The organism is Acinetobacter sp. MB5 (assembly GCF_003261585.1).
In the GTDB taxonomy this organism is placed as follows: Bacteria; Pseudomonadota; Gammaproteobacteria; order Pseudomonadales; family Moraxellaceae; genus Acinetobacter.
Genome location: NZ_POVU01000004.1, coordinates 139,355 through 165,523 on the forward strand (window position 1 = coordinate 139,355; position 26,169 = coordinate 165,523).

Annotated in this window: 25 protein-coding genes; 7 read left to right on the plus strand and 18 right to left on the minus strand. The window is 39.2% G+C overall.

The genetic code is table 11. The annotated features are described in order from the left end of the window. The first annotated feature begins 113 nt into the window (after nt 1-113). Nucleotides 114-1,010 carry an EamA family transporter gene (locus tag C1A47_RS07175; protein ID WP_111894089.1) on the plus strand — a complete coding sequence of 299 codons (897 nt, stop codon included), beginning with the start codon at nt 114-116 and terminating at the stop codon, nt 1,008-1,010. Here the strand turns inward: C1A47_RS07175 and C1A47_RS07180 are convergent. From C1A47_RS07180 to C1A47_RS07195, 4 genes are all read right to left on the minus strand, one after another. Beyond that, a complete protein-coding gene (locus C1A47_RS07180; protein WP_227539746.1) occupies nt 991-1,824 on the minus strand; it encodes an SAM-dependent methyltransferase in 834 nt (277 codons plus the stop codon). The two genes, C1A47_RS07175 and C1A47_RS07180, sit on opposite strands and share 20 nt — an antisense overlap. A 1-nt stretch (nt 1,825) precedes the next feature. After that, nucleotides 1,826-3,124, minus strand: a complete 1,299-nt coding sequence (locus C1A47_RS07185) for an FAD-dependent oxidoreductase (protein WP_111893841.1) — start codon at nt 3,122-3,124, stop codon at nt 1,826-1,828. Between the two features lie 157 nt (nt 3,125-3,281). Continuing rightward, a complete protein-coding gene (locus C1A47_RS07190; RefSeq protein WP_111893843.1) occupies nt 3,282-4,688 on the minus strand; it encodes a methylenetetrahydrofolate reductase C-terminal domain-containing protein in 1,407 nt (468 codons plus the stop codon). Between the two features lie 102 nt (nt 4,689-4,790). Continuing rightward, a complete protein-coding gene (locus tag C1A47_RS07195) occupies nt 4,791-5,975 on the minus strand; it encodes a 5-methyltetrahydropteroyltriglutamate--homocysteine S-methyltransferase (protein ID WP_111893845.1) in 1,185 nt (394 codons plus the stop codon). A 477-nt stretch (nt 5,976-6,452) separates the two neighbouring features. Here C1A47_RS07195 and C1A47_RS07200 point away from each other — a divergent pair, with 477 nt between their 5' ends. The 4 genes from C1A47_RS07200 to C1A47_RS07215 are packed head-to-tail and all read left to right on the plus strand — an operon-like array spanning nt 6,453 to nt 10,177. Continuing rightward, complete coding sequence (locus C1A47_RS07200) at nt 6,453-7,061, plus strand: TetR/AcrR family transcriptional regulator (RefSeq protein WP_111893847.1); 609 nt, start codon at nt 6,453-6,455, stop codon at nt 7,059-7,061. Between the two features lie 18 nt (nt 7,062-7,079). Beyond that, on the plus strand, nt 7,080-7,766 hold the full coding sequence (locus C1A47_RS07205; protein ID WP_111893849.1) for a type 1 glutamine amidotransferase domain-containing protein: 687 nt from the start codon (nt 7,080-7,082) through the stop codon (nt 7,764-7,766). Between the two features lie 9 nt (nt 7,767-7,775). Further along, nucleotides 7,776-9,194: a coniferyl aldehyde dehydrogenase gene (locus C1A47_RS07210; RefSeq protein ID WP_111893851.1), complete on the plus strand. Its 1,419-nt coding sequence runs from the start codon at nt 7,776-7,778 to the stop codon at nt 9,192-9,194. A gap of 5 nt (nt 9,195-9,199) precedes the next feature. Then, on the plus strand, nt 9,200-10,177 hold the full coding sequence (locus C1A47_RS07215; RefSeq protein WP_111893853.1) for a zinc-binding dehydrogenase: 978 nt from the start codon (nt 9,200-9,202) through the stop codon (nt 10,175-10,177). 273 nt (nt 10,178-10,450) lie between these two features. Here C1A47_RS07215 and C1A47_RS07220 read toward each other — a convergent pair whose 3' ends face one another. From C1A47_RS07220 to C1A47_RS07280, 12 genes are all read right to left on the minus strand, one after another. Next, entirely contained in the window at nt 10,451-10,804 is a 354-nt protein-coding gene (locus C1A47_RS07220; RefSeq protein ID WP_111893855.1) for a hypothetical protein, read from the minus strand. Between the two features lie 176 nt (nt 10,805-10,980). Further along, nucleotides 10,981-11,694, minus strand: coding sequence for an SH3 domain-containing protein (locus C1A47_RS07225; protein WP_111893857.1), 714 nt, complete (start codon nt 11,692-11,694; stop codon nt 10,981-10,983). Next, nucleotides 11,691-11,876 (minus strand): hypothetical protein, encoded by a 186-nt coding sequence (locus C1A47_RS07230; protein ID WP_111893859.1) that lies wholly within the window; start codon nt 11,874-11,876, stop codon nt 11,691-11,693. The genes C1A47_RS07225 and C1A47_RS07230 overlap by 4 nt, the downstream gene beginning before the upstream one ends. 221 nt (nt 11,877-12,097) lie before the next feature. Continuing rightward, nucleotides 12,098-12,391 carry a hypothetical protein gene (locus tag C1A47_RS07235; RefSeq protein ID WP_227539747.1) on the minus strand — a complete coding sequence of 98 codons (294 nt, stop codon included), beginning with the start codon at nt 12,389-12,391 and terminating at the stop codon, nt 12,098-12,100. A 501-nt stretch (nt 12,392-12,892) separates the two neighbouring features. After that, nucleotides 12,893-13,534 (minus strand): hypothetical protein, encoded by a 642-nt coding sequence (locus tag C1A47_RS07245; protein ID WP_111893863.1) that lies wholly within the window; start codon nt 13,532-13,534, stop codon nt 12,893-12,895. 290 nt (nt 13,535-13,824) lie between these two features. Next, a complete protein-coding gene (locus C1A47_RS07250; RefSeq protein ID WP_111893865.1) occupies nt 13,825-14,478 on the minus strand; it encodes a hypothetical protein in 654 nt (217 codons plus the stop codon). Nucleotides 14,479-14,674: 196 nt separating this feature from the next. Then, nucleotides 14,675-15,148, minus strand: coding sequence for a hypothetical protein (locus tag C1A47_RS07255; RefSeq protein ID WP_111893867.1), 474 nt, complete (start codon nt 15,146-15,148; stop codon nt 14,675-14,677). A gap of 2 nt (nt 15,149-15,150) precedes the next feature. Further along, nucleotides 15,151-15,327, minus strand: coding sequence for a hypothetical protein (locus C1A47_RS07260; RefSeq protein WP_162625924.1), 177 nt, complete (start codon nt 15,325-15,327; stop codon nt 15,151-15,153). A 235-nt stretch (nt 15,328-15,562) separates the two neighbouring features. Continuing rightward, nucleotides 15,563-16,000, minus strand: a complete 438-nt coding sequence (locus tag C1A47_RS07265; RefSeq protein WP_111893871.1) for a hypothetical protein — start codon at nt 15,998-16,000, stop codon at nt 15,563-15,565. A gap of 211 nt (nt 16,001-16,211) precedes the next feature. Beyond that, entirely contained in the window at nt 16,212-16,916 is a 705-nt protein-coding gene (locus C1A47_RS07270) for an SH3 domain-containing protein (RefSeq protein ID WP_111893873.1), read from the minus strand. Next, a complete protein-coding gene (locus tag C1A47_RS07275; protein ID WP_111893875.1) occupies nt 16,916-18,340 on the minus strand; it encodes a glycoside hydrolase family 19 protein in 1,425 nt (474 codons plus the stop codon). The genes C1A47_RS07270 and C1A47_RS07275 overlap by 1 nt, the downstream gene beginning before the upstream one ends. Nucleotides 18,341-18,345: 5 nt before the next feature. Continuing rightward, nucleotides 18,346-18,816, minus strand: a complete 471-nt coding sequence (locus C1A47_RS07280; RefSeq protein WP_111893877.1) for a hypothetical protein — start codon at nt 18,814-18,816, stop codon at nt 18,346-18,348. A 95-nt stretch (nt 18,817-18,911) separates the two neighbouring features. Between C1A47_RS07280 and C1A47_RS07285 the strand changes: the two genes are divergently transcribed. After that, on the plus strand, nt 18,912-19,616 hold the full coding sequence (locus C1A47_RS07285) for a hypothetical protein (RefSeq protein ID WP_111894091.1): 705 nt from the start codon (nt 18,912-18,914) through the stop codon (nt 19,614-19,616). A 201-nt stretch (nt 19,617-19,817) separates the two neighbouring features. On the opposite strand, the gene C1A47_RS07290 is transcribed toward C1A47_RS07285, so the two are convergent. Then, nucleotides 19,818-20,741 (minus strand): response regulator transcription factor, encoded by a 924-nt coding sequence (locus C1A47_RS07290; protein ID WP_111893879.1) that lies wholly within the window; start codon nt 20,739-20,741, stop codon nt 19,818-19,820. After that, on the minus strand, nt 20,734-24,213 hold the full coding sequence (locus C1A47_RS07295) for an ATP-binding protein (protein ID WP_111893881.1): 3,480 nt from the start codon (nt 24,211-24,213) through the stop codon (nt 20,734-20,736). The genes C1A47_RS07290 and C1A47_RS07295 overlap by 8 nt, the downstream gene beginning before the upstream one ends. Nucleotides 24,214-24,376: 163 nt before the next feature. Here C1A47_RS07295 and C1A47_RS07300 point away from each other — a divergent pair, with 163 nt between their 5' ends. Further along, entirely contained in the window at nt 24,377-25,996 is a 1,620-nt protein-coding gene (locus tag C1A47_RS07300) for a purine-cytosine permease family protein (protein WP_111893883.1), read from the plus strand. The last annotated feature ends 173 nt before the right edge of the window (nt 25,997-26,169 follow it).

Below are 26,169 nucleotides of genomic sequence, written 5' to 3' on the forward strand. Positions count from 1 at the left end.
TTTTAAAAAACTTGGGGCTTTTTTTATTGCATTAAAAATCAATTTTTAAGCTATGCTTAGGCTGGGTGTATTTAAAATACGTTTCAACCATTTGATAAAATCCAATGATTACCATGTCAATTAAAGATCTCTGTTTAGCGCTGTGTATCATTTTCGCGTGGGGACTCAATTTTGTTGTGATTAAACTTGGGGTCGCAGAAATTCCACCCTTACTCCTCGCAGGATTACGCTTTAGTGCAGTTGCCTTTCCTGCCTTATTTTTTATTCGCGCACCTCGTATTCCGCTTAAATGGTTAATCGCGTATGGCATGAGCATTAGTTTTGGGCAGTTTGCCTTACTGTTTCTTTCAATCCATCTGGGAATGCCCGCTGGCTTGGCTTCATTGCTGTTACAAGCACAAGCCTTTTTTACCTTATGGCTTGGTCACTCTTTACTGAAAGAAAAAATCCAGCGTCATCATTATGCTGGGATGGCGATTGCAGTATTGGGCATTATCTTACTGGCTGTCGAATCCCATACAGGCAGTAAAACTGATCTTCCGATGATCCCCCTGCTCTTGGTTCTAGCTGCGGGGTTATCTTGGGCATGCGGCAATATTTGCAATAAAGTCATTGTGCAACAGCATCAGGTCAACCCAATGTCTTTGGTGGTTTGGAGTGCACTGGTTCCCATTTTGCCATTTTTTCTGTGCTCATGGGTATTTGAAGGTCCTGACAAAATTGTTTGGAGCTTGCAGCATGCCCATGCCCATCAGATTTTTGTGTTGGGTTATCTCGCCTTTATTGCCACTATTATGGGCTATGGTCTTTGGGGCTACTTACTGAGTAAATACCCAACTTCAATGATTGCACCACTGACCTTGCTCGTGCCTGTAGTGGGACTGATCACCGCAGCCATTTTCTTGGGAGAGCATCTCAGCATCAATCAAATGATCGCGACTACCGTGATTATTTCAGGATTAGTGATTAATGTCTTTGGACAACGCTGGATTAAGCCAAAGTTGCACTGACTTGCACATAATCAATCCGATGACTTTGTCTAAGTTGCTGACAAAGTTTGCCTGTCATCTGGATTTTTAAGGCATTCAAGTCCTGCTGAAAACCATGAAATTGAGGTTGTCGCTGAACATAATCGGCAAAGCCACCCAATACAGGCTCAGATAAAATTTCAATTTGGATTTGCTTAAAACCTTGCTGCTCAAGTAATTGTTGTAATTGAGCTTGTGGCATTAAATGCTTGAGCTGAACATCGGCCAGTTTTAATAAATATTGATCATGTTGCTGACTCAAAAAATTGGCATTTGACCAATTTTCACTAAGCTGCAAATAGTGAAAGGCGATGCGACCTTGAGGTTGTAACAGTGCGGGGATCTGTGCAATAAATTGATGCAGATCATAATGATAAAGTGCATCTAAACAAACAATGGCATCAAATTTCTGAGAAAAGTTTGCCGCATTTAAATTCATAAACGAACACTGATGCAACTCACGCACACAAGCCAAGGCTTGCTGCTGAATTTTTTCAATACATGCCGTTTGTATTTCAATGGCTTCAATATGCTGCACTGCATAATGCTGCGCCCAATATTGCAAACTTGCTCCATGCCCACAACCTAAATCGAGCAGGCAATCTTGTGCTGAGAGTTGAATACTTTGAGCGAGATGTGCTGCAAGCTGTTCACAGGCCTCGACATAAGTTTGGGCTTGTGACGACCACAAGCCCAAATTACTCCACGCCAGTGTTGCAGAATCCCCCAGCATCTCGGTATCTATCGCATACTTATGCTTGGGGAGTTTTTGGCGTAGCCGTTGCAATAAGCGCAAATTAGTAACCTAATTCTGGTGCAACTTCTGGTTTTGGTTTTAAGCCTACAAATGGAATTGGCGCACCCAGATTTTTAGCAATTTGCATCGCTGAAGTCACCGCAGACTCAAGAACTGGCAAGCCATCACATGCCCATGAACCACAGAAATACACTTTGCGATCAGATGATTTTTGACGACGTTGCAATTCTTGGCTTAATTCCACAGTTTGTGAATTCACCACAGCACGGCTCAATTTCACCGTTGAAATGACTTTCTTCGGATCAATCGGTGTCACTGGACGCCATGTTTGGAACACAGGATTTTTACCCACCAAAGTTGGCTCAATTGCATTCATCCACACCGTAAATTGCTGACGGGTAAATTTACGGTCCATCATATAGCTCAGCACTGCCCAGTCTTTACGACGTGGCGGCATCACAGTGGCATCGGTATGAATCACCAAGTCACCTTCTTCAAAACGGAACTGTTTTAAGAGCTGCAAATCTTCAGCAAACTGTTCTGGATTAAGAAAGTCTTCCACTTTATTGGTTGGAGTTGCCACAATCACACGGTCAAATAATTGCTGTGTGCCTGCCTGATTTTCCACAAAGACTTTATCGTCTTTAAGTTCAACCTTAGTGACCGCAGCACCACTATGAATCGTGATCCCTTCAATCAACTTGTTAACAAAAGCAGGTGTACCGCCTTGTAAACGCAGTAACTCAACGCCACTGGTCAACTGGCTTAAAAATACCAGTAGCGGTTTTGCAGGCCATTCACCAATGGTTTTCGGGTTACAGGTACAAATCGTGTAAAGCACAGGCATCACCGCACCATGCCAAAACACTTCTTCAATGTCGTTTTTATTAATAAATTCGGTGAGCGTAATATTCTGGTTTTTTGATTTAAAGAAACGGTGAATCGCAGTTTTCAGCTGGAGCATGCCTTTGACCAAACGCACACCGTATTGTTGTAAACCTTTACGGTTATTGATGATCGGGAAATTCCCAATCGGTGCGCGTGACGTGGTTAACCACGTTTCTGTTTTATCTTCAAACAACCAGCTACATGCCATATAAGTACGTACTGGAAAAGTTTTAATGCCTAAATGCGTTGCAAGACTTAAGGTATTTTTCCAAAGATAAGGGTTCATGACACGCAATGGCGCATCGATAATTCCCCCATCAAATTCAACCGTATGACTGTCCATGCCACGTCCGGGCAACGATTCGAATACGGTAATATTATGTCCTGCATCTTTGAGAATTCGTGCTGTGGCAAGCCCAGCCATGCCACTACCAATGACTGCAATATCCAATGTTTTATCCGTTTTTTAGCCCATTTTTTTCATTATGTGCGAAGTTGCTAGCAAATGCCTTGTTAAAAAATACCATAATTCGTTTTTTTACATTCTTTTACAGTCATTTTTTGCAATAAATTTTGCCTTGAAATTTTCAAAAATAATTATAGAAAAATCACTGATTTTTTGGCTGAAACCAGTTCACCCATGAGCTGGTCTGACGGACTTCGACAGGTACGGCAGGAATCAATTCATTACGCAAAAGCGCCTGCTGCTTGAGCTGTTTGGCCAAACGATATTTTTGGCTGTGAATACATTCACGATCCGCAAATTCACAGCGATCCAAACGCGTACCACCACAGGGGCCATTGGCTAAACCTTTTGGGCAGGTTTCAGGGCAAATATACAGCGTTTCTGCCAAACGACATTGCCCACAGCTTTCACAGCCAACGACAGCATGTTTACTGGCATGTTCAATCGACAAGATACTTTTCGCTGCTAAGCCTTTTTGCCAGAATTTTAACCGAAAGACACATCGACCAATGTTTTGTGCCAATGTACTGTCAAAGAACCAGTCATGCGTCACTTGTAGCATTTGATATTTCAACACCGAAGGCTGCTGCTGTGGGTAGGCTGCTGATAAATCAGGCTGCATTTCATCGCCACGCACAATCTTGCACAGATGATTCCATTCCATCACACACTGCTCAAGCGTCCATGTTTCGTACTGAGCCAATGCCTGCTCAAGTAAGGCTTGCTGTTCTGGGTTTTGACAGCCTGAGACATGAATGCCTGCCAGTCCCCAATGTCGGTAAATCCAGATTTGTAGCGCTGCCCGCGCATACACCCGCTGCTCTGCCCATGCTGCATCTTGCTGTAGCTCAGCTTTTAGATGTTGTAGTAAATGACGACTAATTTCGATGCCTGCCACTTCTTGCTTGATCATAAATTTGGCACGGCGATAGGTCAACGGCATCACGCAGGCCAAGACTGGACAAGGCTGCGTCGTTTGATCTACAAACTGTTTAAATTTTAGAATCTTAGAAAGATCATACCCCAACTGGGTAATCACAAAATCTGCGCCAGCACGCTGTTTTTTTTGAAATTTTAAGTACTGGGCCTGTTCTTCACTTTCGGTGTATTTAAAGGGATTAAACGCTACACCACAGTACATGTCGGGTGCATGCGCTTTCACCCACATCAGGCTACTGACTGACTCTAAATAGCGTGTGCGTTGCAGCGGGTCTTGTTTGCCAAAATTATGCTGCTTGAGTTTGTCCCCTGTCAGTAACAACACATCACGCATATTTTGTTGTTTGGCTTGCTGAATAAACTGTTCTAAATCTTTGATATCACGTGCTTTACCTGAGAAATGTAATAACTTGGCTTGCTCAGGGCTAACACTGTTCGCTAAAGAGATGGGGGATGGATCATCATCGGCATGTACACGATCTGCAAAAGCCATGACACACGGCAAACCTGCCAAACTGGCAACCGAAGGCAAAGTCGCACGTTTCGATACGATCTGTTCAAGAATCAGACAAAATTGTTGCTGTTGCAAATAATGCGAAAGTGCCGACATGTGCGCAGGGAGATCAATCTAAAGACGTATTTTAGCAAACACCCAGACACAAGAAAAATAGCAAAAGGCTGCATCGCATTGAATGCAGCCTTTTCAGTCAGATTAGCATTCAACAGCAAACGATGTTTTGCTGCTCGCTTGCGGAGCAGATGACCAGACTTCTGCAACAATTTCATTGATTAGACGTAGTTTTTCCCACTGCGCTTCATACGCAACACTGTTGCCTTCTTCGGTCGAAGAGAAGCCACATTGTGGGCTAAGTGCCAACTGTTCAAGCGGTAAATACTGTGCAGCTTCACGTATACGCGCCACAATTTCCTGTTTATCTTCAAGCTGTTCCACTTTAGAAGTGATCAGACCCAAGACCACTTCGGCATTGCTGCCTTTGAGTTTTGCCAATGGTGCAAAACCGCCTGAACGCTCGTTGTCATATTCCAAGAAATAACGGTCGATATTCTGCAAATGTTTGAAGATATAGTCTTCAATACCGTCATAACCGCCTTCATAAATCCATGTTGATGCGAAGTTACCACGGCAAATGTGCATGCCGATCACCAAATCTTCGGGCTTGTCTTGCAACGCCAAATTCAAGGTTGTGACACAGGCTTCTGCCAGACTTTTCGTACTTTCACCAAATTGCTGTTCTTCATCTTGACGTTGTTGTGACACCAAAAATGCCCAGTACACATCATCAAGTTGCAAGTAACGACAGCCCGCTTCATAAAATGCGCGCACTGCTTTTTGGTAAGCACGCCCCAAATCTTCTGCATAGGCTTGCAAGTTGTTGGCATAAAACTCATTAGAACAACGGATTTTACGGTGCAAAAACATGTTCGGGCTTGGAATGGTCATTTTCGCCACATGTTCAGCATCATCACCCACTACATCTTTTAAAAATTTGAAATGCTGTAAATGTGGATGGGTATCGGCAAAATCAATTTTCCCAATGACACGTACCTGATGCGGTTTGGTTTCAACGCCTTTAAATTTATAACCTTCTGCTTCGTCGAAACCTTCAACCCCAACCAAGTGTTCCATAAAGTCAAAGTGCCACCACGCGCGGCGCAGTTCGCCATCGGTAATGGCATGCACGCCATTTTGTTTTTGTTGTTCAACCAGTTGAATAATTTCTTCATTTTCAATTTGGGTCAACTCAGCTTGGCTAATTTTGCCTGCCGCCAAATCTAAACGGGCCTGTTTAATGCGCTGTGGACGTAAAAAGCTTCCGACGTGATCTGCTTTGAAACCTGCATATTGTTGTCGTGCTTGTGCAGTGGTGTTACTCATGGCAATACTCAACATTTATGTTTTATCGTTGAGTTTTATTAAACAATAATTTTCATGTTTTTAAAAATTAGATTAATTTTACTCATTTATAGAAATACATTTTTATTTTCATTGAGTTAATTTTTTATTGATCAAATAAAATACACAAATATGACCATATTTCATCAAAAGCTGAAAAAACATCAGCAAAAATGGCAATTTTTAAATGAGCAACATTCATCATTTAAGTTTTATATATGATGTTTCTCGATTTCATTCTGAGCAAAATTTATCATCAGGCGAATTCATCACAATTGTAGCCTTTTGTAAAAAATCTCAAACTTTAATCTTGAGAATTTTCGCCAAAGTATTTGAATTTAGAAGCATTAATGCACTCTTTTACTCATCCACCTTCTTCGAGACCACACAATTGACAAGAAAATAATTTGCTGTAATCTAATAAATAGACGACTGGTCTATTTCTAAATAGGTAACCTGATGACCCTGAGCAAAAAAGCAGAACAAACTCGACAGCATATTTTAGATACAGGCTTTGAGCTGGTACTGCGCAAAGGCTTTGTCGGTGTCGGTTTGCAGGAAATTTTAAAAACCAGTGGTGTTCCTAAAGGCTCGTTCTATCACTACTTTGCGTCTAAAGAGGTGTTTGGCTGCGAGCTACTGCAACACTACATCAGCAACTATGGACAACGTCTTTCGGTTCTTTGGAATCAACCTGAACGGTCAGCACGTGAGCAACTCCTAAGCTACTTTCAGGCATGGATTCAAGACCCTGAGCAGCCTGATACAGGCTGGGCTGAAAGCTGCCTGATAGTAAAACTCGCAGCTGAAGTCGCTGATTTATCGGAAGATATGCGTGAAATCATGAATCAAGGCGTGCAAGTCCTTCTCGCTCGCCTCAGTGAATTACTACAACGCGGTGTCGATGAAGCTTCGATGCAGCTATGCAGCAATCCTGCTGCCACCGCACAAGTGCTGTATCAGATGTGGCTCGGTGCTGCCCTGCTCAGCAAACTCAGTCAAAGCAAAGACCCGATGCACGATGCACTGCGGGCAACAGAATTTATGCTCGGTCAAGCGACCACCTAAGGCATTTTGGAGAATATGATGAAAATTTTAATGGTACTCACTTCACATGACCGCTTAGGCAACACAGGTCATAAAACAGGTTTTTGGTTGGAAGAATTTACTGCACCGTATTATGTGTTTAAAGATGCGGGTGCAGAGATTACCCTTGCCTCACCACAAGGTGGGCAACCACCACTTGACCCGAAAAGTAACGAACCTGATTTCCAGACGGATTCAACCCGACGTTTTGAGCAAGATGCTGAAGCGCAAGCACTCTTGGCAAACACCCACGTTCTTGCTGAAGTTGATGTGACTGGTTTCGATGCCGTGATGTACCCAGGAGGTCATGGGCCGCTTTGGGATTTGACTGAAAATGCCGACTCCATTGCACTGCTTGAGCATTTTGACCGCGCAGGTAAACCAATGGGCTTGGTCTGCCACGCCCCTGCGGTACTAAAACATGTCAAAACAGCAGCAGGTCAATCTTTTGTGGCAGGTAAAAATGTCACAGGCTTTTCCAACAGTGAAGAAGCTGCAGTTGGACTGACTGAGGTTGTGCCGTTCTTAATTGAAGATGAATTTCAGGCACAAGGTGCACATTATCAAAAAGGTGCAGACTGGCAGTCATTCATTTTGACTGAGGGACATTTGGTGACAGGACAAAACCCTGCCAGCTCGGAAGCCGTCGCAGAACAGCTTCTCGTTTTATTGAATGCAGAGGCTTAAGTACGTCACATGGATATTTCAACTTTACAACAACGCTTGGCAACCATGCGCCAAGCGCATACCCAAGCGGCTCCAGCCAGTCTGGAACTACGCCATGACCGTTTGGAACGTGCCAAAAAATTATTGATTGAAAATCGTGAAGCACTCATTGCGGCGATTTCAGCAGATTTTGGACATCGCAGTGCTTACCAAAGTTTGGTGTCAGATATTCTGTCATCGGTTGCTGCATTGAGTTATGCCCAAGAACAACTGGCTGAGTGGACACAACCTGAAATTGTGGCTGCACCGTATGCCGAGATGCGTACCGAGATTCATCAGCAACCGCTCGGTGTGGTGGGAATTATCAGCCCGTGGAATTTTCCGCTGAATCTTGCATTTAGCCCACTGGCAGGTGTGTTTGCTGCGGGCAACCGTGCCCTGATTAAACCGTCTGAACTCACTCCAAAAACGGCTGAGTTATTGGCGGAACTGGTTCCGCAATATTTCGATGCACTGGAACTGGGTGTGGTGACGGGTGATGCCGAGGTGGGTGCTGCCTTTAGTGCACTGCCTTTCGATCATTTGGTGTTTACAGGTAGTAGCCAAGTCGGGCGCCATGTGATGCGCGCCGCCGCAGAAAATTTGGTGCCTGTGACTTTGGAACTGGGTGGTAAATCACCTGTGCTGATTGCATCTGATGCCAAGCTGGAACAAGCTGTGCAGCGCATTTTGACGGTGAAAACCTTCAATGCAGGGCAAATCTGTATTTCACCTGATTATGTGTTGTTACCTGAACAGCAACAGCAGGATTTTGTGGCGTTCGCCCAGCAATTTATGGCAGAGAGCTTTAGCCATTTCCAAAACAATCCTGATTACACCGCGATTATTAACCCGCGTCATTATCAGCGTTTATTGCATGTCTTAGAAGATGCTCAAGCCAAAGGAGCGATCTTGATTCCTTTGACCGCACACACTCAAGATGCCACTCATGATGATGCCCGTCGTAAAATTGTGCCGACTTTGGTGCTGAATGTCAGCGATGACATGCTGGTGATGCAGGAAGAAATTTTTGGGCCGATCTTGCCGATTAAAACCTATCAGCAAGAACAACAAGCGATTGACTATATCAATGCGCATCCACGCCCACTGGCAGCCTATTACTTCTCAGAAGATGCCGCAGCACAACAGTATTTTGCTGAGCGAACCACTTCGGGCGCATTGGTGGTAAATGATGTCATGACCCATGTGGTCATTGAAACTTTACCATTTGGCGGTGTCGGTGCATCGGGAATTGGCGCTTATCACGGGGTTCATGGTTTCAGACGTTTTAGTCATGCCAAACCAATTGTGGTGCAAAGTCCACAAGGTGAATCCAATTTACGTTTACGCGCGCCTTATGCAGCAGCGTATCAACAATTACAGAATATGCTGAACCCAACTCAGGAGTAATGTTCATGCAAAGTTTAATTCATGAGCGCTTTGGCGAACCTGAAGAGGTGCTGCATTTAGCCGATCAACCTGTACCTGAATTACAGGCTGATCAGGTACGCATTCGTACCCTGCTTGCACCGATTCATCATCATGATTTGTGGACGGTACGTGGACGCTATGGTTATAAGCCTAGCTTCCCTGCGATTGGTGGCAGTGAAGCAGTCGGTATTATTGATGCGATTGGTGCAGAAGTTGAACATTTACAGGTCGGACAACGGGTTGCGGTGGCTTCAGTCCATGGCACATGGGCAGAATATTTTATTGCCCCAAGCCGTATGGTCATTCCACTGCCTGATTCCATTCCTGATGAAGTTGCAGCACAGTTGATTGCCATGCCGCTCAGTGCATTGATGTTACTGGAATTTTTACAGGTCAATACAGGCGACTGGATTATCCAGAATACTGCGAATGGGACAGTCGGCAAAACACTAGCGATGCTGGCTCAGTCGCGTGGCGTGCATAGCATTAACCTTGTGCGTCGCGATGAAGCCGTGGCTGAATTACAGGCTTTGGGCATTCAGCATGTGGTTTCGACTGCACAAAATGGCTGGCAACAGCAAGTTGAGCAAATTGTGGCGGGCGCACCGATTCGGGCTGCGGTGGACTCGATTGGCGGACAAGCCAGTGCCGACTTACTCAGCCTGCTTGGTGAAAATGGCACTTTGGTCTCCTTTGGGACTCAGCTTGGCGAGCCAATGCAAATTGCTTCGGGGGATCTGATTTTTAAACAAGCCACCGTAAAAGGTTTTTGGGGCAGTAAAGTCAGCCAAAACATGAGTGTGGCAGATAAAAAGCGCCTGATTACTGAGCTTATGCAACGCCTTGTCAGCCAAGAGTTGAAGCTACCTGTTGAGGCAATTTTTCCTTTTGCCGAAATTAAGCAAGCGGTGAAACGTAGTCTAAGTTCAGGTAAACAGGGTAAAGTCTTGCTGCGTCCTTAAATTGAAATAATGAACAGGCAACGCAAGTGTGATGCCATTTTTAATGGTCTAATGAAATAAGTGGAATATAGCTATTTACATAAAATAGCCCGATTGAAGGGAATCGGGCTTTAATTTGGCAGATATTATAATCAATTTAATTATTGATTATAATAGACTTCTTTCATAATTATTTAAGCCCTCTTTATTTTTCTCCCATAGGGAGAAATAAAAAGGACTTATGAAAGAAGTCTAATATAAAGATCCAAATGATTTATCTTATTTTTAATCTCATTATTGAACCATTAAATTATATGTTTTATTAACTTCAGCACCACCACCACCATAAAATCCAGCTAAAATATGGATAGTATATTTTCCTTTATATTTAGGAACACCTTGTATTTTTATAATATTATATCCATCTAAATCATTCAAAGGTTGAATAATGATTCCTAGATCATCAGGTATGTTTGTTTCCAACGGCATATCTTTATCAATAACTTTTCCCCCAGATATTTTTATAGTTTGTTTGTATTCTTGATTAACATAAGCTACAGACAAAGTATCTGGAGTAATTGTATATTTTTTACCACAACCTGTCAGTATCAATAAAATTGAAAAAATAACTATCAGTTTACTGTTCATTAGAATTTTTCCTTTTTAACTATTAATGCAAAAAATAGACCTCTTGCAACAGTATCATTTTTGACTATTTCAGACTTTGATATTTCTTTAAGAATCGAAGCTTATCGCTGATTAAATTTTGACTAATGCAAGAGCTCTAATAAATATCATTTATATAACTTTTTCAAATTAAAATATTAACTACAAACATTTGTACTCTCACAATTAATCCAGCCAATTATTGCTTTTTTGTTTTTTGCTTTATAAGAAATTTTAAGCCATCTTGACGTAACATCCACAATATTAAATTTATCACCAGAAATAAGATAACCTAATTTTGTAGAATTTATTCCTGAATCACTATATATTTCAGTTCTATTTTTTATAACTCCATCTTTTAATTGATTTTCCATCCATTTTTTAAAAAAATTAGAAGTTAATTCTTTTTTTAAGCTATCGGCTGTTACATATGGATATTTCCACACTGTTTTATGGTTTTTAAAATCAACTAAATTTGCACCATCACCAAGAAAATCTGTCATTTTCTTATTAACTTTACAATTAAAATCAATGCAGTCAAACACCCTTATAAAATTATATTTACCATTTTCATATACATATTTTGGATTTTCCTCATATTGATCTGTGAGAACATAAGTAGAAATAAATAAGCGATTAATATTATTATTTTTTTGAAAAAAATAATAATTTACTTTAGGACTATCCCCAAAATATCCAAAAGTTTCTATTTTTTTTGATTTTTTATGACAATCGGTTATGTAAGCATCTAAATCATACATATTTTGATTATCATATTGACTATAATTTTTTTCAAAAACAATGCACTTGCTAGATTCAGCAAAGACATTAAAGGATAATAAAAAAAATAAAATACATATATATTTTCTCACTTACATTCTCCATACTTTTCTATAAATGCTTTTGCTATATTTAGTTTTTCTTCTCGTCTTTCTTTAGCTTTTTTCATTCCAGAATTAACTATTACTGTTACTTTGTTCGTAAGTGTATCTTCATTAATTTTACTATTATCTTTCTTAGTTACCTTATTAATATTATTATATTTATAAAACATGTTGCAATTTCACACAAAAATTGTTATTCATTTCAGCATAAAATCAGAAGATAAAACTTATGATTAATGTCAGATCGCCTCTTAAAAGTATTAAAAATTGGTACTTTCTCTGTTCTTGGTCACGGCTAAATAGATACAGCAGTCGCAAAATTGCCCGGCTTTAAAACATGGCTACAGCTATGTTTTAAAGCATCGAGCTATTTATTTAGTTAAATATAAATTCATAGGCAATTAATGCCTTTTAATTGAAGATTATATTCTCTTTCAAAGTTGATTTCTCTTTTATTTTTCAAATTAGTATAGGTCACACTATACACAAGGTAACCTTGGGACATAAATGTATAATTCCCCGTAATTTTACCTTTTATTATTTCATTCATTGTGTAATAAATTTCAGGATTTATTCCTTCATCATCCCCGTATTCTGTTTTTACAATATTCGAAAGTTTAATTGACTTCAAATATGGATAATATTTGATTTCATCAATATTAGGATATGTGGATGGGACTAACAAGATAGTCTTCCCACCGTTAGATAAACAAAAGAAATTCTTATTTGCATAAAGATTTATGCTTATTGAAAAAAGCATGCAAAACAATATATATTTAACAATCATAATTCATTAACTCTCTTTTCTGCGAATTCTTTAGCGGCATTAGCACTATACCCATAACGTTTTCTACTAACTTTCTGTTTTTGATTATTTAATGTATAGCCAAAAGGAAATTCAACATCTTTACTCATTGCTAAAAAGCGCTGATAACCTTTTTTTGCCTGTACCGTATCTTTTGTTTTACCTGATTTCTTTCCTAAAGGATCATTCCATAATCCCCAACCAAAAGACTCTCCAGACTTATTTTTATAAATATAACTTTCTTCAAATTAAAATATTTACTCGATTTATAAAAGCTTATTTGTAAGAATAACCAATTAGAATACGATAGATTTTTTTTGTAGACCTAGTCATGTTGAATATGCCTTTATTAACAAGCTAGTGTAACAGAGCCGTTTTATTTCATTTAATAAATGTTTTTTTTGTTTTTATATTATAAATAAAAGTAGTAGTAAATTTATTAGAATCAATACCAATTCCTATACTATTTTTTTTGATAAAAAAACCTGAAATATCAGAATAATCAACTTTAGTATTGTTTTCAATTAAACTCTGCAGTGTCATATCTGAACAATAATCAGGAAGTGATTTCCTACTAGATAAACATAAACCTATAACATTATTAATACTATTCAAAACATCATATTTAGAAATATTATTAGCTTCAAGATATTCTGCAAGACTTAATTCTTTTTTATCTATTAGACTCAACGTATAATATTTATTAAAATATCTTTCAGTCGCATTGCTTATATTATAATCCAACGAAAAACTTAATATATATTTATTTTCGAATAATTTATTAAAACTAATTTCTGTTGGATATACTTCACCTTTTTTATCAAAGTTCCCTGTAATAAATTTTAAAATTGAATTATTTACTTCTTTAAATTTCTCCCCCTTTATTGAAGGGTATGATCCACTTAAGTCATAATTATATCTGGGATGAATATTATTACTAATTAAAGAAGAACTTGGCTGTGCATGCCCAACAGTCGCAATTAGTAGAATAATAAAATTTAAAAATAGTATTTTAATTTTCATGCTGCTTTCCAAAAAATTGTATGGCCCGCGGTTACTTTAGCTGCTTCTGATGCAATCAAATCCATAACAAAAATTCGAATGATCTACCTGAATTTTACTTCTGTTATTCTTAATACGTTAATATTATCAATTTTTTATTTCATATAAGGAGGTTCCTATACTTTTTAATACTCTTAACTTCCTAAAACCCTTATTTAATAAATTATTCGAGTTGTGGATTTAATGTAGTAACTTAACTATTGATTCTAATCCTTCTCATTTTCAATTTACTTTCTTATACGGAATTTTGTTTATTTAGAATAACTAAAAATATATTCTTCAGCAGAAGTGCTTTTAAAATTGGTAGATGTATCAATAATTTTTATTATTTTATCCCCTTTATATATATATACTCTATCAAATAATTCTCCATTTTTAAGTTTGTAAATTTCACTTATAATACGGCTTTCTTTATCTAAATTAATAGTAATATCTGTCACAATATCATTAATATCTTTTGGAATCATTATATTATTAGGACTGATTCCAACAGTTGTATCTATATTTCTAAAAAAAATTTTATTATCTTTTTTTACATATTCAAAGTTACTAAAAATTTTCACTAGATTAAAAATATATTCTGAAAAAACAGGATTATTAGTGAGCTGTACTCTATATTCTTTTAGTTCATTTATTGATGCATACCTAGGACATTCCCATCTCATGCGGACTTGAGCCTGAATATCGTCTTTTATGTTAGCTAGATTATTACAATATTTTTTGTCTGCCCTATAAAAAACAGAACAATTTCCACCATCATTACACTTTCTAATATTATTTTTATTATCAATAATATATAAGTTTTTTTGTGCTTTACCATTAAAAATTTGTATTTGCTCTACAGTTTCAGCGAAACTTAGAGTAGAAACACTAAAAATAGAAATCAATAACAATAATTTTTTCATTTAGAACTCCAAAAAATTGTTACATCATAAAATGCTGTTGATTTTAAACGTATTTTACCTTTTTTATAGCTACCGTAGTTATCTCTGGAGCAGGGCGATATTGGGGAGCTAAAAATGATTTTCCAACAGTTTTTCCCATACAGTGTATTATGTTAATTTTAGGAAATCTTAAGAAATTGAGCAGAAAATATCTGCTCTACCTATTCTTAATAGTAGTACATACTTTAATTTTATCTCTTTCACTTAAATCAAAAATTTTACTATCTACATAGTATTCTAATGGTTTATTAAAAATAGATTTTATAAAAATATTACATACTTGTTTTGCTCCACTTGGGGAGATATTTGGATAAGAAATGGTTTTTATCGAATAAAGATATATTATTTTATCTTTTAAATAAAATGTACTATAAATAGTTACTGGAGATGAGTCTGTATAACTATTTATTATCTGAAAACTAATTTTATCTATTGGTTTGATAATAATATTATTATAATAATAACTGACCGATGGATAATATTTACCATTAGCAAATATAAACTTACTATCATCCTTATTAAATAGACAGACTTTTTTATTAAAAATACAATTCTGATGAATAACGTCTTTTGGCTCTGCCATTACAGATCTAGAAAATAAAATAGTAAGAATGATAATTAAAAATTTCATAACTAAAGTATTCCATCCTTTTTATTAATGCAGTTAACATAATTCATTATTTTTAAAAGCCTTTTATTGTATTCAGCGCGTTCTTTTTTACCATTCCCACCACCATTTACTTTTACACTAATTTTTGAAACAGAATTATTATCGGCTTGTTTATTTAAGTTTAAATCTGTACCATACAACCAAAACCACGTTGCACTTTCACACAAAAATTGTTATTCATTTCAGCATAAAATCAAAAGATAAAACTTATGATGAAAGTCAGATCGCCCTTAAAATTATTAAAATTGGTACTTTCTCTGTTCTTGGTCACGGCTAAAAAGATACAGCAGTCGCAAACTTGCCCGACTTTGAAACATGGCTTTAGCCATATTTCAAAGCATCGAGCTATTTATTTTGTTCGCAGGCTCATTTCATCTAGTTAGAGTTATTAATATCATCAAAACAAATAGCATTTAATTTCGTTAGATCATAAATACTCGTATCTAATGAAAATTCTTTTTTCGATTTATTTTCTTTATAAGTTGCTTCCCAAAACTCATTACCCTGAGTAGTCATTGTGAAAGTTGCAATTCGCTTTTTGCCTAAAACCTCTATATAAGTTGTTTTATATACTGGATATTCATCATCTATTCTTTCATCTTTCAAAACCTTAACTTGGTTATAGTGGTCAAATGGATAGTGATATATCCTATTTCTATATTTATCAAAAACAATTTTTTTTGTAGATGAAGAATCATTAAAACAGTAAAATACTTTTTCATTTTTAACAGCCTGATTAATATACCCTTCATTATGCTTTGCACAACTTAAAGTAGAAACTAAATATAGGAATATTAAAGACATTCTCATCATTTTTTACACCTTCCATTTAGTTAAAGATTTCGCTTGCTCCATGGTATAACCATATCTTTTAGATAACTCTAGAAAACGAAGATACCCTTTTTTTGTTTCTTCAGCAGACTAGGTACAACCCTGTTTCTTTAAAGCAGGATCATGCCATAATCCCCAACCAAAAGACTCTCCAGACTTATTTCTATAAATATAACTTTTTCAAATTAAAATATTAACTACAAACATTTGTACTCTCACAATTAATCCAGCCAATTATTGTTTTTTTGTTTTTTGCTTTATAAGAAATTTTAAGCCATCTTGAAGTAACATCTACAATATTGAATTTATCACCTGGAATAATATAACCCAACTTTTTAGAATCCACTCCTGAATCACTATAAATTTCAGTTTTATTTATTATGATTCCATTTTTTAATTTATTATTTATCCAATCTTTAAAAAAATTAGAATTTAGATCTTTTTTTACATTATTAGCTATTGCATAAGGAAAAACATATAGAATATTATTATTAGATATATCAACAAGATTACCACCATTACCTAGAAAATTTGACAATTTTTTATCAAATTTACATTCTTTTTCACATTGATAAACATAATTTAGATGATATTTACCAGCATAATTTATTTTATTATTTTCATCTCTATAATTTTCACTATATGAAATTGACAAAAATATATATTTCCTATTATTTATATTTTCCAGAAAAACAAAATCTATTTTAGGAATATCATTTGGCACTTGAAATTCATCTAGTAGATATTCACTTCTATTACAATCACTTTTATATATAATTAATGAATCTTTTTCAACCTCTGATTTAATACAAATACTATTCGTTAGTTGATAATTTTTTGCATAACCATTACACCATATAAAAAACAAAGTCACACAAAGAATGAGCTTATTTATCATTATTTACACACTCCATATTTTTCAATGAATTTCTTCGCTATAGATTTTTTAGCTGCTTTTCTTTCTGCTAATTTCATAGTTCCACCATTAACTAAGAGAGTAATAGCTGTCGTTATACTATCTGAATTCACTTGTGTACTTTCACTTGCTGTAAGTTTAAGAATCGCACCATTATCTTTATTTTTCCAGAACCATGCTCCAGTTTCTATAGCAATCTTATAGTCTTTTTCTAACAATTTAGGGTTCTTTACGATATCCAAACCTGTGTCTGCTGCACAGTCTTTATAACCGCTAAAATGAGTTAAATGTAATAATCCACGACCTCTATAATCATTATTAGGGTAAGATTCATTACCATATAAATGAAAACCATATGCTGTATCATTATTTGCAAGATGATTCCAAATATAATCCATTTTCTGTTTGTATGTATATTTTCCCATCCCCCTCCTTACAAATCCTGCATTCATAGCAGTTGGAGAAATTGAATATATTCTTTCAGGTGTTTTAAATGTCTTTTTAGTATAGTTAAGCGATTCTCTTAGAGCTGTAAAATCTAAAGTTTCAATTTGTCCTTGTGCTAAAATATTAATTAAGTTCCTACAGGTATTACTTGAATATTTTTTTAAATAGTCTGGGATTAACAATAAATTATTTTGAAAATCTTTCTTAGCTTCTGGTGCGATACTCTTAATAAAATTAAGATCAATTTTCAATGATTTTCCACAAGTTTGACATGTTACATTACCAACGTGAGGTATAGGCACATGCAAATCTGGCTGATCAGGTTCAGTATTCCCTTTATTACTTTTTATATCAAAATAGATAGGCACTGTAATTGGTGTAGTAGATCGAGGAGTATATCCTTGAGGAATCTTAAAAGGAGTATTATCTGGTTTAAATGGATGAACTTGTATTCGACTATGTAAGATAGAAGTAATATTTAATTCACCATTTTTCACCTCTTTAATGACTTCAATAAACTGTGGAGCTGTTTTTTTCTCACCCACTAGATAAGCAACTTTCACATTCAATGGTATAGAGTAAACTTTTTTATCTTGCTTATTTTCATAAAATATGAATTTTGTTTTTGCAATACCATAATCTGTTAAAAAATAAGGTGACTTAATAATTGATGGTAACTTTTGAGATGAATTGAATGTTCCAATTCGATAATAAGCATTATCATTGTCATGATCTTCCTTAAATTTGGTCATATCAGGTTGACCATTTTCATCAATCGGAGCTAACACAAATATTTCTACAGGTTGACCATTTGATTGAAAAGTTAAGGTTCCATCAGTATCACTGGTTAACTTATTATTTTTTTTATTTCCACCAACATAGCGTGTCGCCATAGGAAAATTCAACAAAGGCTTATTGCTTGCATCAACAACTTTAATTTTATACTCAAGTAATGCCATTATCTTTATTCATCATTATCGGTTTTAGAAATATCATCATCAAATGACGGCTCATCATCCACTTCTTCTTCGTTAAAAAAAGGATCGTCAGGCTTATCCCACATCATATGTTCGCTGTTGAATAATAATGCCGTAAATGGTTGAGCTTCTGCCGTATGGAACCGTAAAGTTGTATCTTCTGTAGGGTGATTAATACTTCGTTGAACCAGTAATCTAGAGGTATCATCTTCTATTACAAATACTTGTTTTTCTATGTTTTCTGGTGAAGCTATTTTATTTCCCTCACTATCCGTATATTCAAACTGATAATTCACTTTATGACTATAAGTATCAGGAGCTGTCGGCAGGACTGTTGCAGGTGCAACAACTTTCTCTCCTCCCTCAAACTTATGCTGCCCTGCCTTCGCTTCAAACTTTGCAGGGGTAATAATTTTAATACCATCTTTACCAATAATGATCTGAGAACCACCAGCCATTGAGATATACCTATATTTATTTGTATGTTTTTAAGAATAGAAAGTAGATTTAGTTTAAAATAAGCATTTAATAATTAATGATTTATAATAAAATTATGACTTTCATTATTGCAATTCAGCTGCATGATAGCATCATTGTGGCAGCAGATACAAAAAAAGCAATTCAACAAGAAGACCTATCCATCGAACTTTCTAGCGATCCCATCTTAAAACTCCATAAATGGGAAAAAGGCATTATTTCAGGGACTGGCGAATATCATGTGATTTCACGAGCCGTTGAAATATTTAAGAAATTTGGACATTCAGATGTTAGCCATTTACCACAATGCCTCAACATTTCGAGGCAATTACGAGAACTCGAAGTCGGCACACACTACACACAAATTCAACAAACAAAGCTCTTATGTTCGAGCGATACAGAACAAGGGGTAAAGTTGTATAAGGTTGAACGCTTTGATCCATCTGAACCATACAGCTTGATTCCATTTGAAGCGATGGACATCAATATTTGGTTGGTTGATCTAAATATAGAACCCATCCTGTTAGAGATTCAATCCTTATATAACAATCTCAAAGACTATGCGGAACTTAATCATCCTCTAGATTGGGTGAATTACTACACAACACAGATGGCACTAATTTTTAAAAAGCACAGTCAACAAGATGTGATGATGAGTCCAAGCTTCGATCTTTACTGTCAAACAAGCACACAAAACTTTTATGGTCACATCTCGAATGATGCCAATACGCCAACTCATTTTAGGGCAATTATTCCAAATAGTACGTTCGACTTAACATAAACTTTATTATACAAAATTAAAGTTTTAAGACGTCTATCCCTACAGAATATAGATATAAAAGCCTTGAACAATATTTCACAAGGATGAGCAGCATGTCTGCTCAAAGTCTATTTTTATGAGAAATATTTTTTTGACTCAAAAAGTTGCGGATGAGATTTTCGCGTATCCCATTTTTGAAGCGTACATCAAACGCAGATCAATCTACCCCTTATCCTGCACCAGACTATGCAGATACGCCACCGCAGCCGTGCGGTTTTCCACTGCCAGTTTGGCAAACACATGCTCAAGGTGCTTATTTACGGTACGAGGGCTCAGTGCCAAAATTTCTGCAATATCCTTATTGGTTTTTCCCAAAATCAGCCAGTGCATGACTTCTGCTTCACGCTGCGTCAGTTGCGGACAAAACTTCAGAATATCTGCCACGCTTAAATTCGCTGTCGCCAGTTTGATTTGCACCAGATAATTTTGATTGCTGCGTTCAGCTTGCCACGGTGTCAGCAACAAAAGCTGTAAATTTTGCGTAGGGGTCGCATAGCTACAACTCATCAAACGCTTCGGGTCTTTGTCCTGTTTCAATTCGCTAAACCAGTGCTTGAGTCCCTGTGCAAAGCCTGCACTGTCAGGCAGACATTCTTCTAAAATTTGCTCGGCTTTTTGGGTTTGCCACAACATTTTCCCTTCCGCATCGAGGGCTAAAATCGCGGTTTCAGTGGCATCAATCACCTGTTTCTGTTGCTGTAACAGCTTGGCATGGGTCAGATGTGTACGCACCCGTGCCAGCACTTCTTCAATATTTAACGGCTTGGTAACATAGTCCACCCCCCCGACCTGAAAACCACGCACAATATGCTCAGTTTCCGACAGCCCCGTCATAAAAATCACGGGAATGAGTTGGGTAATCGGACTGGCTTTGAGTTGCAAACAGCTTTCAAAACCATCCATGTGTGGCATGTTGCCATCGAGTAAAATCATGTCGGGCTGACAGCGATGGGCGATTTCAATCGCACTTAAACCATCGGTGGTGACCAGCACCCGATAGCCTGCCTGATCAAGGCTTTCATGCAAAAGCCCCAAATTTTCGGGCACATCATCCACAATTAAAATCACCGCATCATGATTATTCATCAATGCTAAAGTCCTGAAGCTGCTGTTTGGCCATTTTGAGGTCAAATTTTTGCACAGATTGTGCCAACTGCAACCATAATTTTTGCTGTTCAGGAAAATCCTGCTGATATTGTTGCAGCGCCTGTTGTGCCCCGCGGATATAGCCCTGACTCAGCACCTCCTGTAAATGTGCCAAAGCTTGCGGCAAGCTCTGTACTGAAGTTGCTGATAATGTTTCAGTAACTTTCTCTGAGTTTGATGATGATGCTGGCTGAGTCGATTGCATTTGATTTGGCAAATTGGGCTGCTGGGCTTGCTGTTCGGCATTCAGCCAAGTTAAATCCAGTTTATCGCCAATTTTGCTCAGCAATAAATTCAGATCAATCGGTTTCAGTAGAAAATCTTCGGTGAGTACAGCATCTTGTGGATTCACCGCACGTTCATTGGCATCAGCAGAAATAATCACGATCGGCACATTGGTAATATGGTTTTGGCGTAGCAAACGTGCAGTTTCCCAGCCGCCCATCAACGGCATATTGAGATCCATCAGAATCAGGTCGGGCTGAAACATTGGCACTTGGCGCAGACAGTCAATTCCCGATTCGGCTTCTTGCAACTCAAAACCGAGCGGGCGCAAAAAGTTGGCGACCAGACCACGATCGACCGCTTCATTGTCCACCACCAAAATCCGTTTACGCTCACCGACATAACCCACAATCTGATTGCTATGCAGGTTACGAATCGGATGAATCAGGTCTTTGGATGGCAAATACAGCTTGATATGAAAAATCGTGCCCTGATTCAGCTCACTGCTCACCGTCAGTTGTCCGCCGAGCAAATCCACCAGTAATTTAACAATCGGCAGCCCCAATCCTGTCCCCGAAAAACCGCCCTGCACCACATTACGCCCACGTTCAAAAGGCGTGAAAATACGCTGTAAATCTTCCTTCGCAATCCCGCAGCCTGTGTCCTGAACCGTAAAATAGGCAGTCTGAAAACGGTAATCGACCTGTAAACGGATTTCACCTTTTCGGGTAAATTTCAGGGCATTGCCCAAGACATTAATCAGCACCTGTTCCAGACGTTTTTTGTCGCTACGCACATATTGCGGCAGGTGTTCACTGATCTCACAGACAAATTTCAGGTGCTTCTGCTCAATCTGCGGCTGAAACATCTGCACAATTTGCTGAATAAAATCAGGGAAATGGATATCCACCATATTCAGGGAAATCTTGCCTGTTTCGATGCGCGCCAAATCCAACAGACCATCAATCAATGACGTCAAATGCTGCCCGCTACGACTGATCACGCCCAGTGCCTTTTCACCCTGTTCCGAGAGTTTTTCCTGCTTTTGCAATAACTGGCTGTAACCCAAAATACTGTTCAGTGGCGTACGCAGTTCATGACTAATCCCAATCACATAACGACTTTTGGCTTCGTTGGCTTTTTCTGCCTGAATCCGTGCATCCTGCAAATGTTGTGAGGTGACTTCGTGCGCCGCTATTTCTTCGAGGAGCAGACTATTTTGCTGTTCACTTTCCTGTTCGGCATTACGGCGGCTTTCATCATTCAGCACCAGCCACCACGCCGCTACACTGATCAAGAGAAATAAAATGCAGTAAATTTTCACAAACAGGGCAAACAGTTGCTGCTGCCCTGCGGTATGAATCGCGTCCAAGCTGCTTTTTTCCTGCAAATACACCAAGCTCAGACAGACCGCCAGTGCCAGCGCCAAACTCAGCATCACCAGTAAATACAGACTCAGACGGGTATTCAGGCGCTGCGCCCACGTACTCGGCAGGTAACGAATCAGCAAGCTTTTCCATTGTTCCGACCAGCGCGCATGCGGTTTGCAACGGTCATGGCAACGCGCTTCCAGCGAGCAGCACAAGGAGCAAATTTCCCCGTTATACGCAGGACAACTGGCCATATCAGCCACTTCATATTCACGCTGACACACCACGCAGGTTGCCACTGAAGTCATGGCTAAAGCTTCAGGCTGACGGGCAAGGTAATATTTCCCTCGGGTCAAATAGGCAATGATCGGGACACTTAACATGGCTGTGCCCAGTGCAATAAAACTCGCCAAGCCTTTTGCCAGTTCTCCGAAAAATCCCAGATAACTCAGCATCGACAGCAACGATGCCAACAGCAGCGCCCCCACCCCGACAGGGTTAATGTCATACAGATAGGCACGGCGAAACTCGATGCCTTTTGGGCTTAATCCTAAAGGTTTACAAATGATTAAGTCCGCAACCACCGCGCCCATCCATGCCAATGCGATATTGCTGTACAACCCTAAAATCTGCTCAACCGCATGGCTGATACCCATTTCCATCAGCATGATGGCGATCAGGATATTGAAAATCAGCCAGACAATCCGCCCTGGGTGACTATGAGTTAAACGCGCAAAGAAGTTCGACCATGCCAGTGAACCTGCATAGGCATTGGTCATGTTGATCTTGATTTGAGCTAGACACACCAGTAGCACCGTGAGCCAAAGCGCGACATCTGCCGAGGAAATGCCTTGCTGAAAAGCGAACCAGTACAGATAGGTCGGATTACTGAGTTCAGTCTGCGGGATGGCATAGCGATAAGCCAATACCATCAGCAGCATGCCCATCAGGATTTTGACAAAACCAAAAATAATCCAAGATGGCCCACCCAAAAACACCGCCAGCAACCATGAACGCGGATGTTGCTCACGCGGTGGTAAAAAGCGCAAATAGTCGGCTTGTTCGCCAATCTGAATCACAAACACAAACAGTAAGGTGCAGGCTGCGCCAAAATACGTCAGGTTAAATGCGGTTGAATGTGAGGTAATGCCGACAAACTGCATACTTTGTTCGAGCAGTTGCGGCTGTTTCCACCATACAAAGATCCACGGCAACAGCAGTAAAATCAGCCAGATCGGTTGGGTAATCGCCTGAACTTTATTGATAAAGCCAACCCCTTTCACCACCAGAGGCAAGATGATCAGGGCGGAAATCAGATAGCCGATGCTCTGTGGAATATGCAGCGCCAGCTCCAGTGCCATCGCCATAATCGCAGCTTCAAACGCTAGCAAAATAAAAGTGAAACTGGCATAAATCACTGAAGTAATGGTCGAGCCGATATAGCCAAAACCCGCGCCACGGGTGAGTAGATCTACATCGACATTGTATTTGGCGGCATAGTAACTGATCGGCCAACTGGTCAGAAAAATCAGGCTACACACCACAATCGCTGCCATCAACGCATTGCTAAAACCGTATTGCCACAGCAGGGTCGCGCCAATCGCTTCCATCGCCAGAAAACTCACCGTCGACATGGCGGTATTGGTTACCATCCACGGCGACCATTTCCGTACCGAGCGCGGTGCATAGCGCAAGGCAAAATCTTCAATACTCTCATCCGCCACCCAAATGTTGTACTCACGGCGGGTTGGAATCACCCGTTGCGGGGCTGAAGGTGGCGTTGGCGATTTCGGCATGATGGAATTCCAGCAAGGCATGAACATTCAAGTGCTGCTTGCACTTTGCCAAAATTTACCGATTTTGACCATGCTTTTATCCTGCGTACAGATACGCAATATAACGTATTTTCGATTTTGCCCTGACAAGCCACACTGAATGCAACTCAAAAATTCAGCATCGATATCGGGGAGGATGGCGATTATGAGCGTATCTCAACATTCAGATGTAAACAGCCTGCAAGGCAGCAGTGACAATCAAAAAGCAGTCAACGAAACATTAGAAGACTATACCCTGCGTTATGCACCACACAGTTTTAGACGTTGGAGTCCGAAAGTGGTGGCGATTACCGCACTCGGTGGCATTGCCTACCTCGCGGATTTCTCGATTGGTGCGAGTATTGGCATGTCTTACGGTACCACCAATGCCGTGTTCTCAATTTTATTTGCCGCAATCATCATTTTCCTGACAGGTATTCCGCTCGCCTACTACGCTGCACGTTATAACATCGACCTCGATCTGATTACCCGTGGTGCAGGTTTTGGCTACTTCGGTTCGGTGCTGACCAGTATTATTTTTGCTAGTTTTACCTTCATTTTCTTTGCGCTCGAAGGTTCGATCATGGCGCAAGGTTTGCTACTCGGTCTCGGCATTCCGCTGTGGGCAGGCTATCTGCTTTCAACCTTTATGGTAATTCCACTGGTGATTTACGGCATGAAAGCCTTGAGTAAATTACAGGTCTGGACGACTCCTGTCTGGTTGATTCTGATGATTGGCCCTGTGGCATACCTCATCAATAAAGAGCCAAATCTGGTCGGTCAGTTTGCTCAATTTACAGGTCATGACGGCTTTGCCCCGATGGATATGGCCGCGATTATGCTCGGTGCAGGCGTGTGTTTATCATTGATCATGCAAATTGGTGAACAAATCGACTACCTGCGCTTTATGCCAGCCAAAACCAAAGACAACAGCAAACAATGGTGGGCAGCCGTCATTTCCGCAGGGCCAGGCTGGGTGATTTTGGGTGCGCTCAAACAAATCATCGGTGCATTCTTAGGCTTCTACTTGCTGACCAAATTACCAGGCGTGAATGCCACTGAACCTGTACAACAGTTCAATGCCGCTTTCCATGACATGCTTCCAGGTTGGTTAGCCTTGGCCTTGGCGGTAATTTTGGTGGTGATTTCACAAATCAAAATTAACGTGACCAATGCTTACTCAGGCTCTTTGGCGTGGACCAGTGCGTACACCCGTATCAGCAAACATTATCCAGGGCGTATCATCTTTGTCTTGGTGAACTTGGCGATTGCTCTCGCACTCATGGAAGGTAACATGTTCGCGGTGTTGGGTAAAATCTTAGGCTTCTACTCAAACTTTGCAATTGCTTGGGTGGTGGTGGTTGCGACTGACATTGCCATCAACAAATATGTCTTGAAACTTTCACCGAAAGAACCTGAATACCGCCGCGACATGCTTTACAACATCAACCCTGTGGGCATGGTGGCTTTCCTTGCCGCAGCAGGTCTTTCGATTGCAGCATTCTTCGGATTATTTGGGAGCTTCCTTGCAGCCTACTCACCATTGATTGCGCTTGTGGTTGCCTTTGTACTGACTCCAGTGATGGGCTTACTGACTGGTGGAAAATACTATATAAAACAAGAGCATGACGGCATTAAAGAACCGCGTTATGACGCTGAGGGAACACCTGTGGCAACTGTGTATAGCTGCGTGGTGTGCGATGAAGCCTATGAACGCCCAGATGTGATGTTCTCACACAAACATAGCGGCACCATCTGCTCACTCTGTAAAACTTTGGACAAATAAATTTCTTCCATAAATGTCTACACCCTCTTTATTTTTCTCCCTGAGCCAAATTGAAATATATTTCAATACAGCGCAAGAGAAATAAAAAGGACTTATGAAAGAAATCTAATAATTAAAACCACAAAAACTTGAACAACACCCCTTTTTTACCCCCAGCGATGTCCCCCAACATC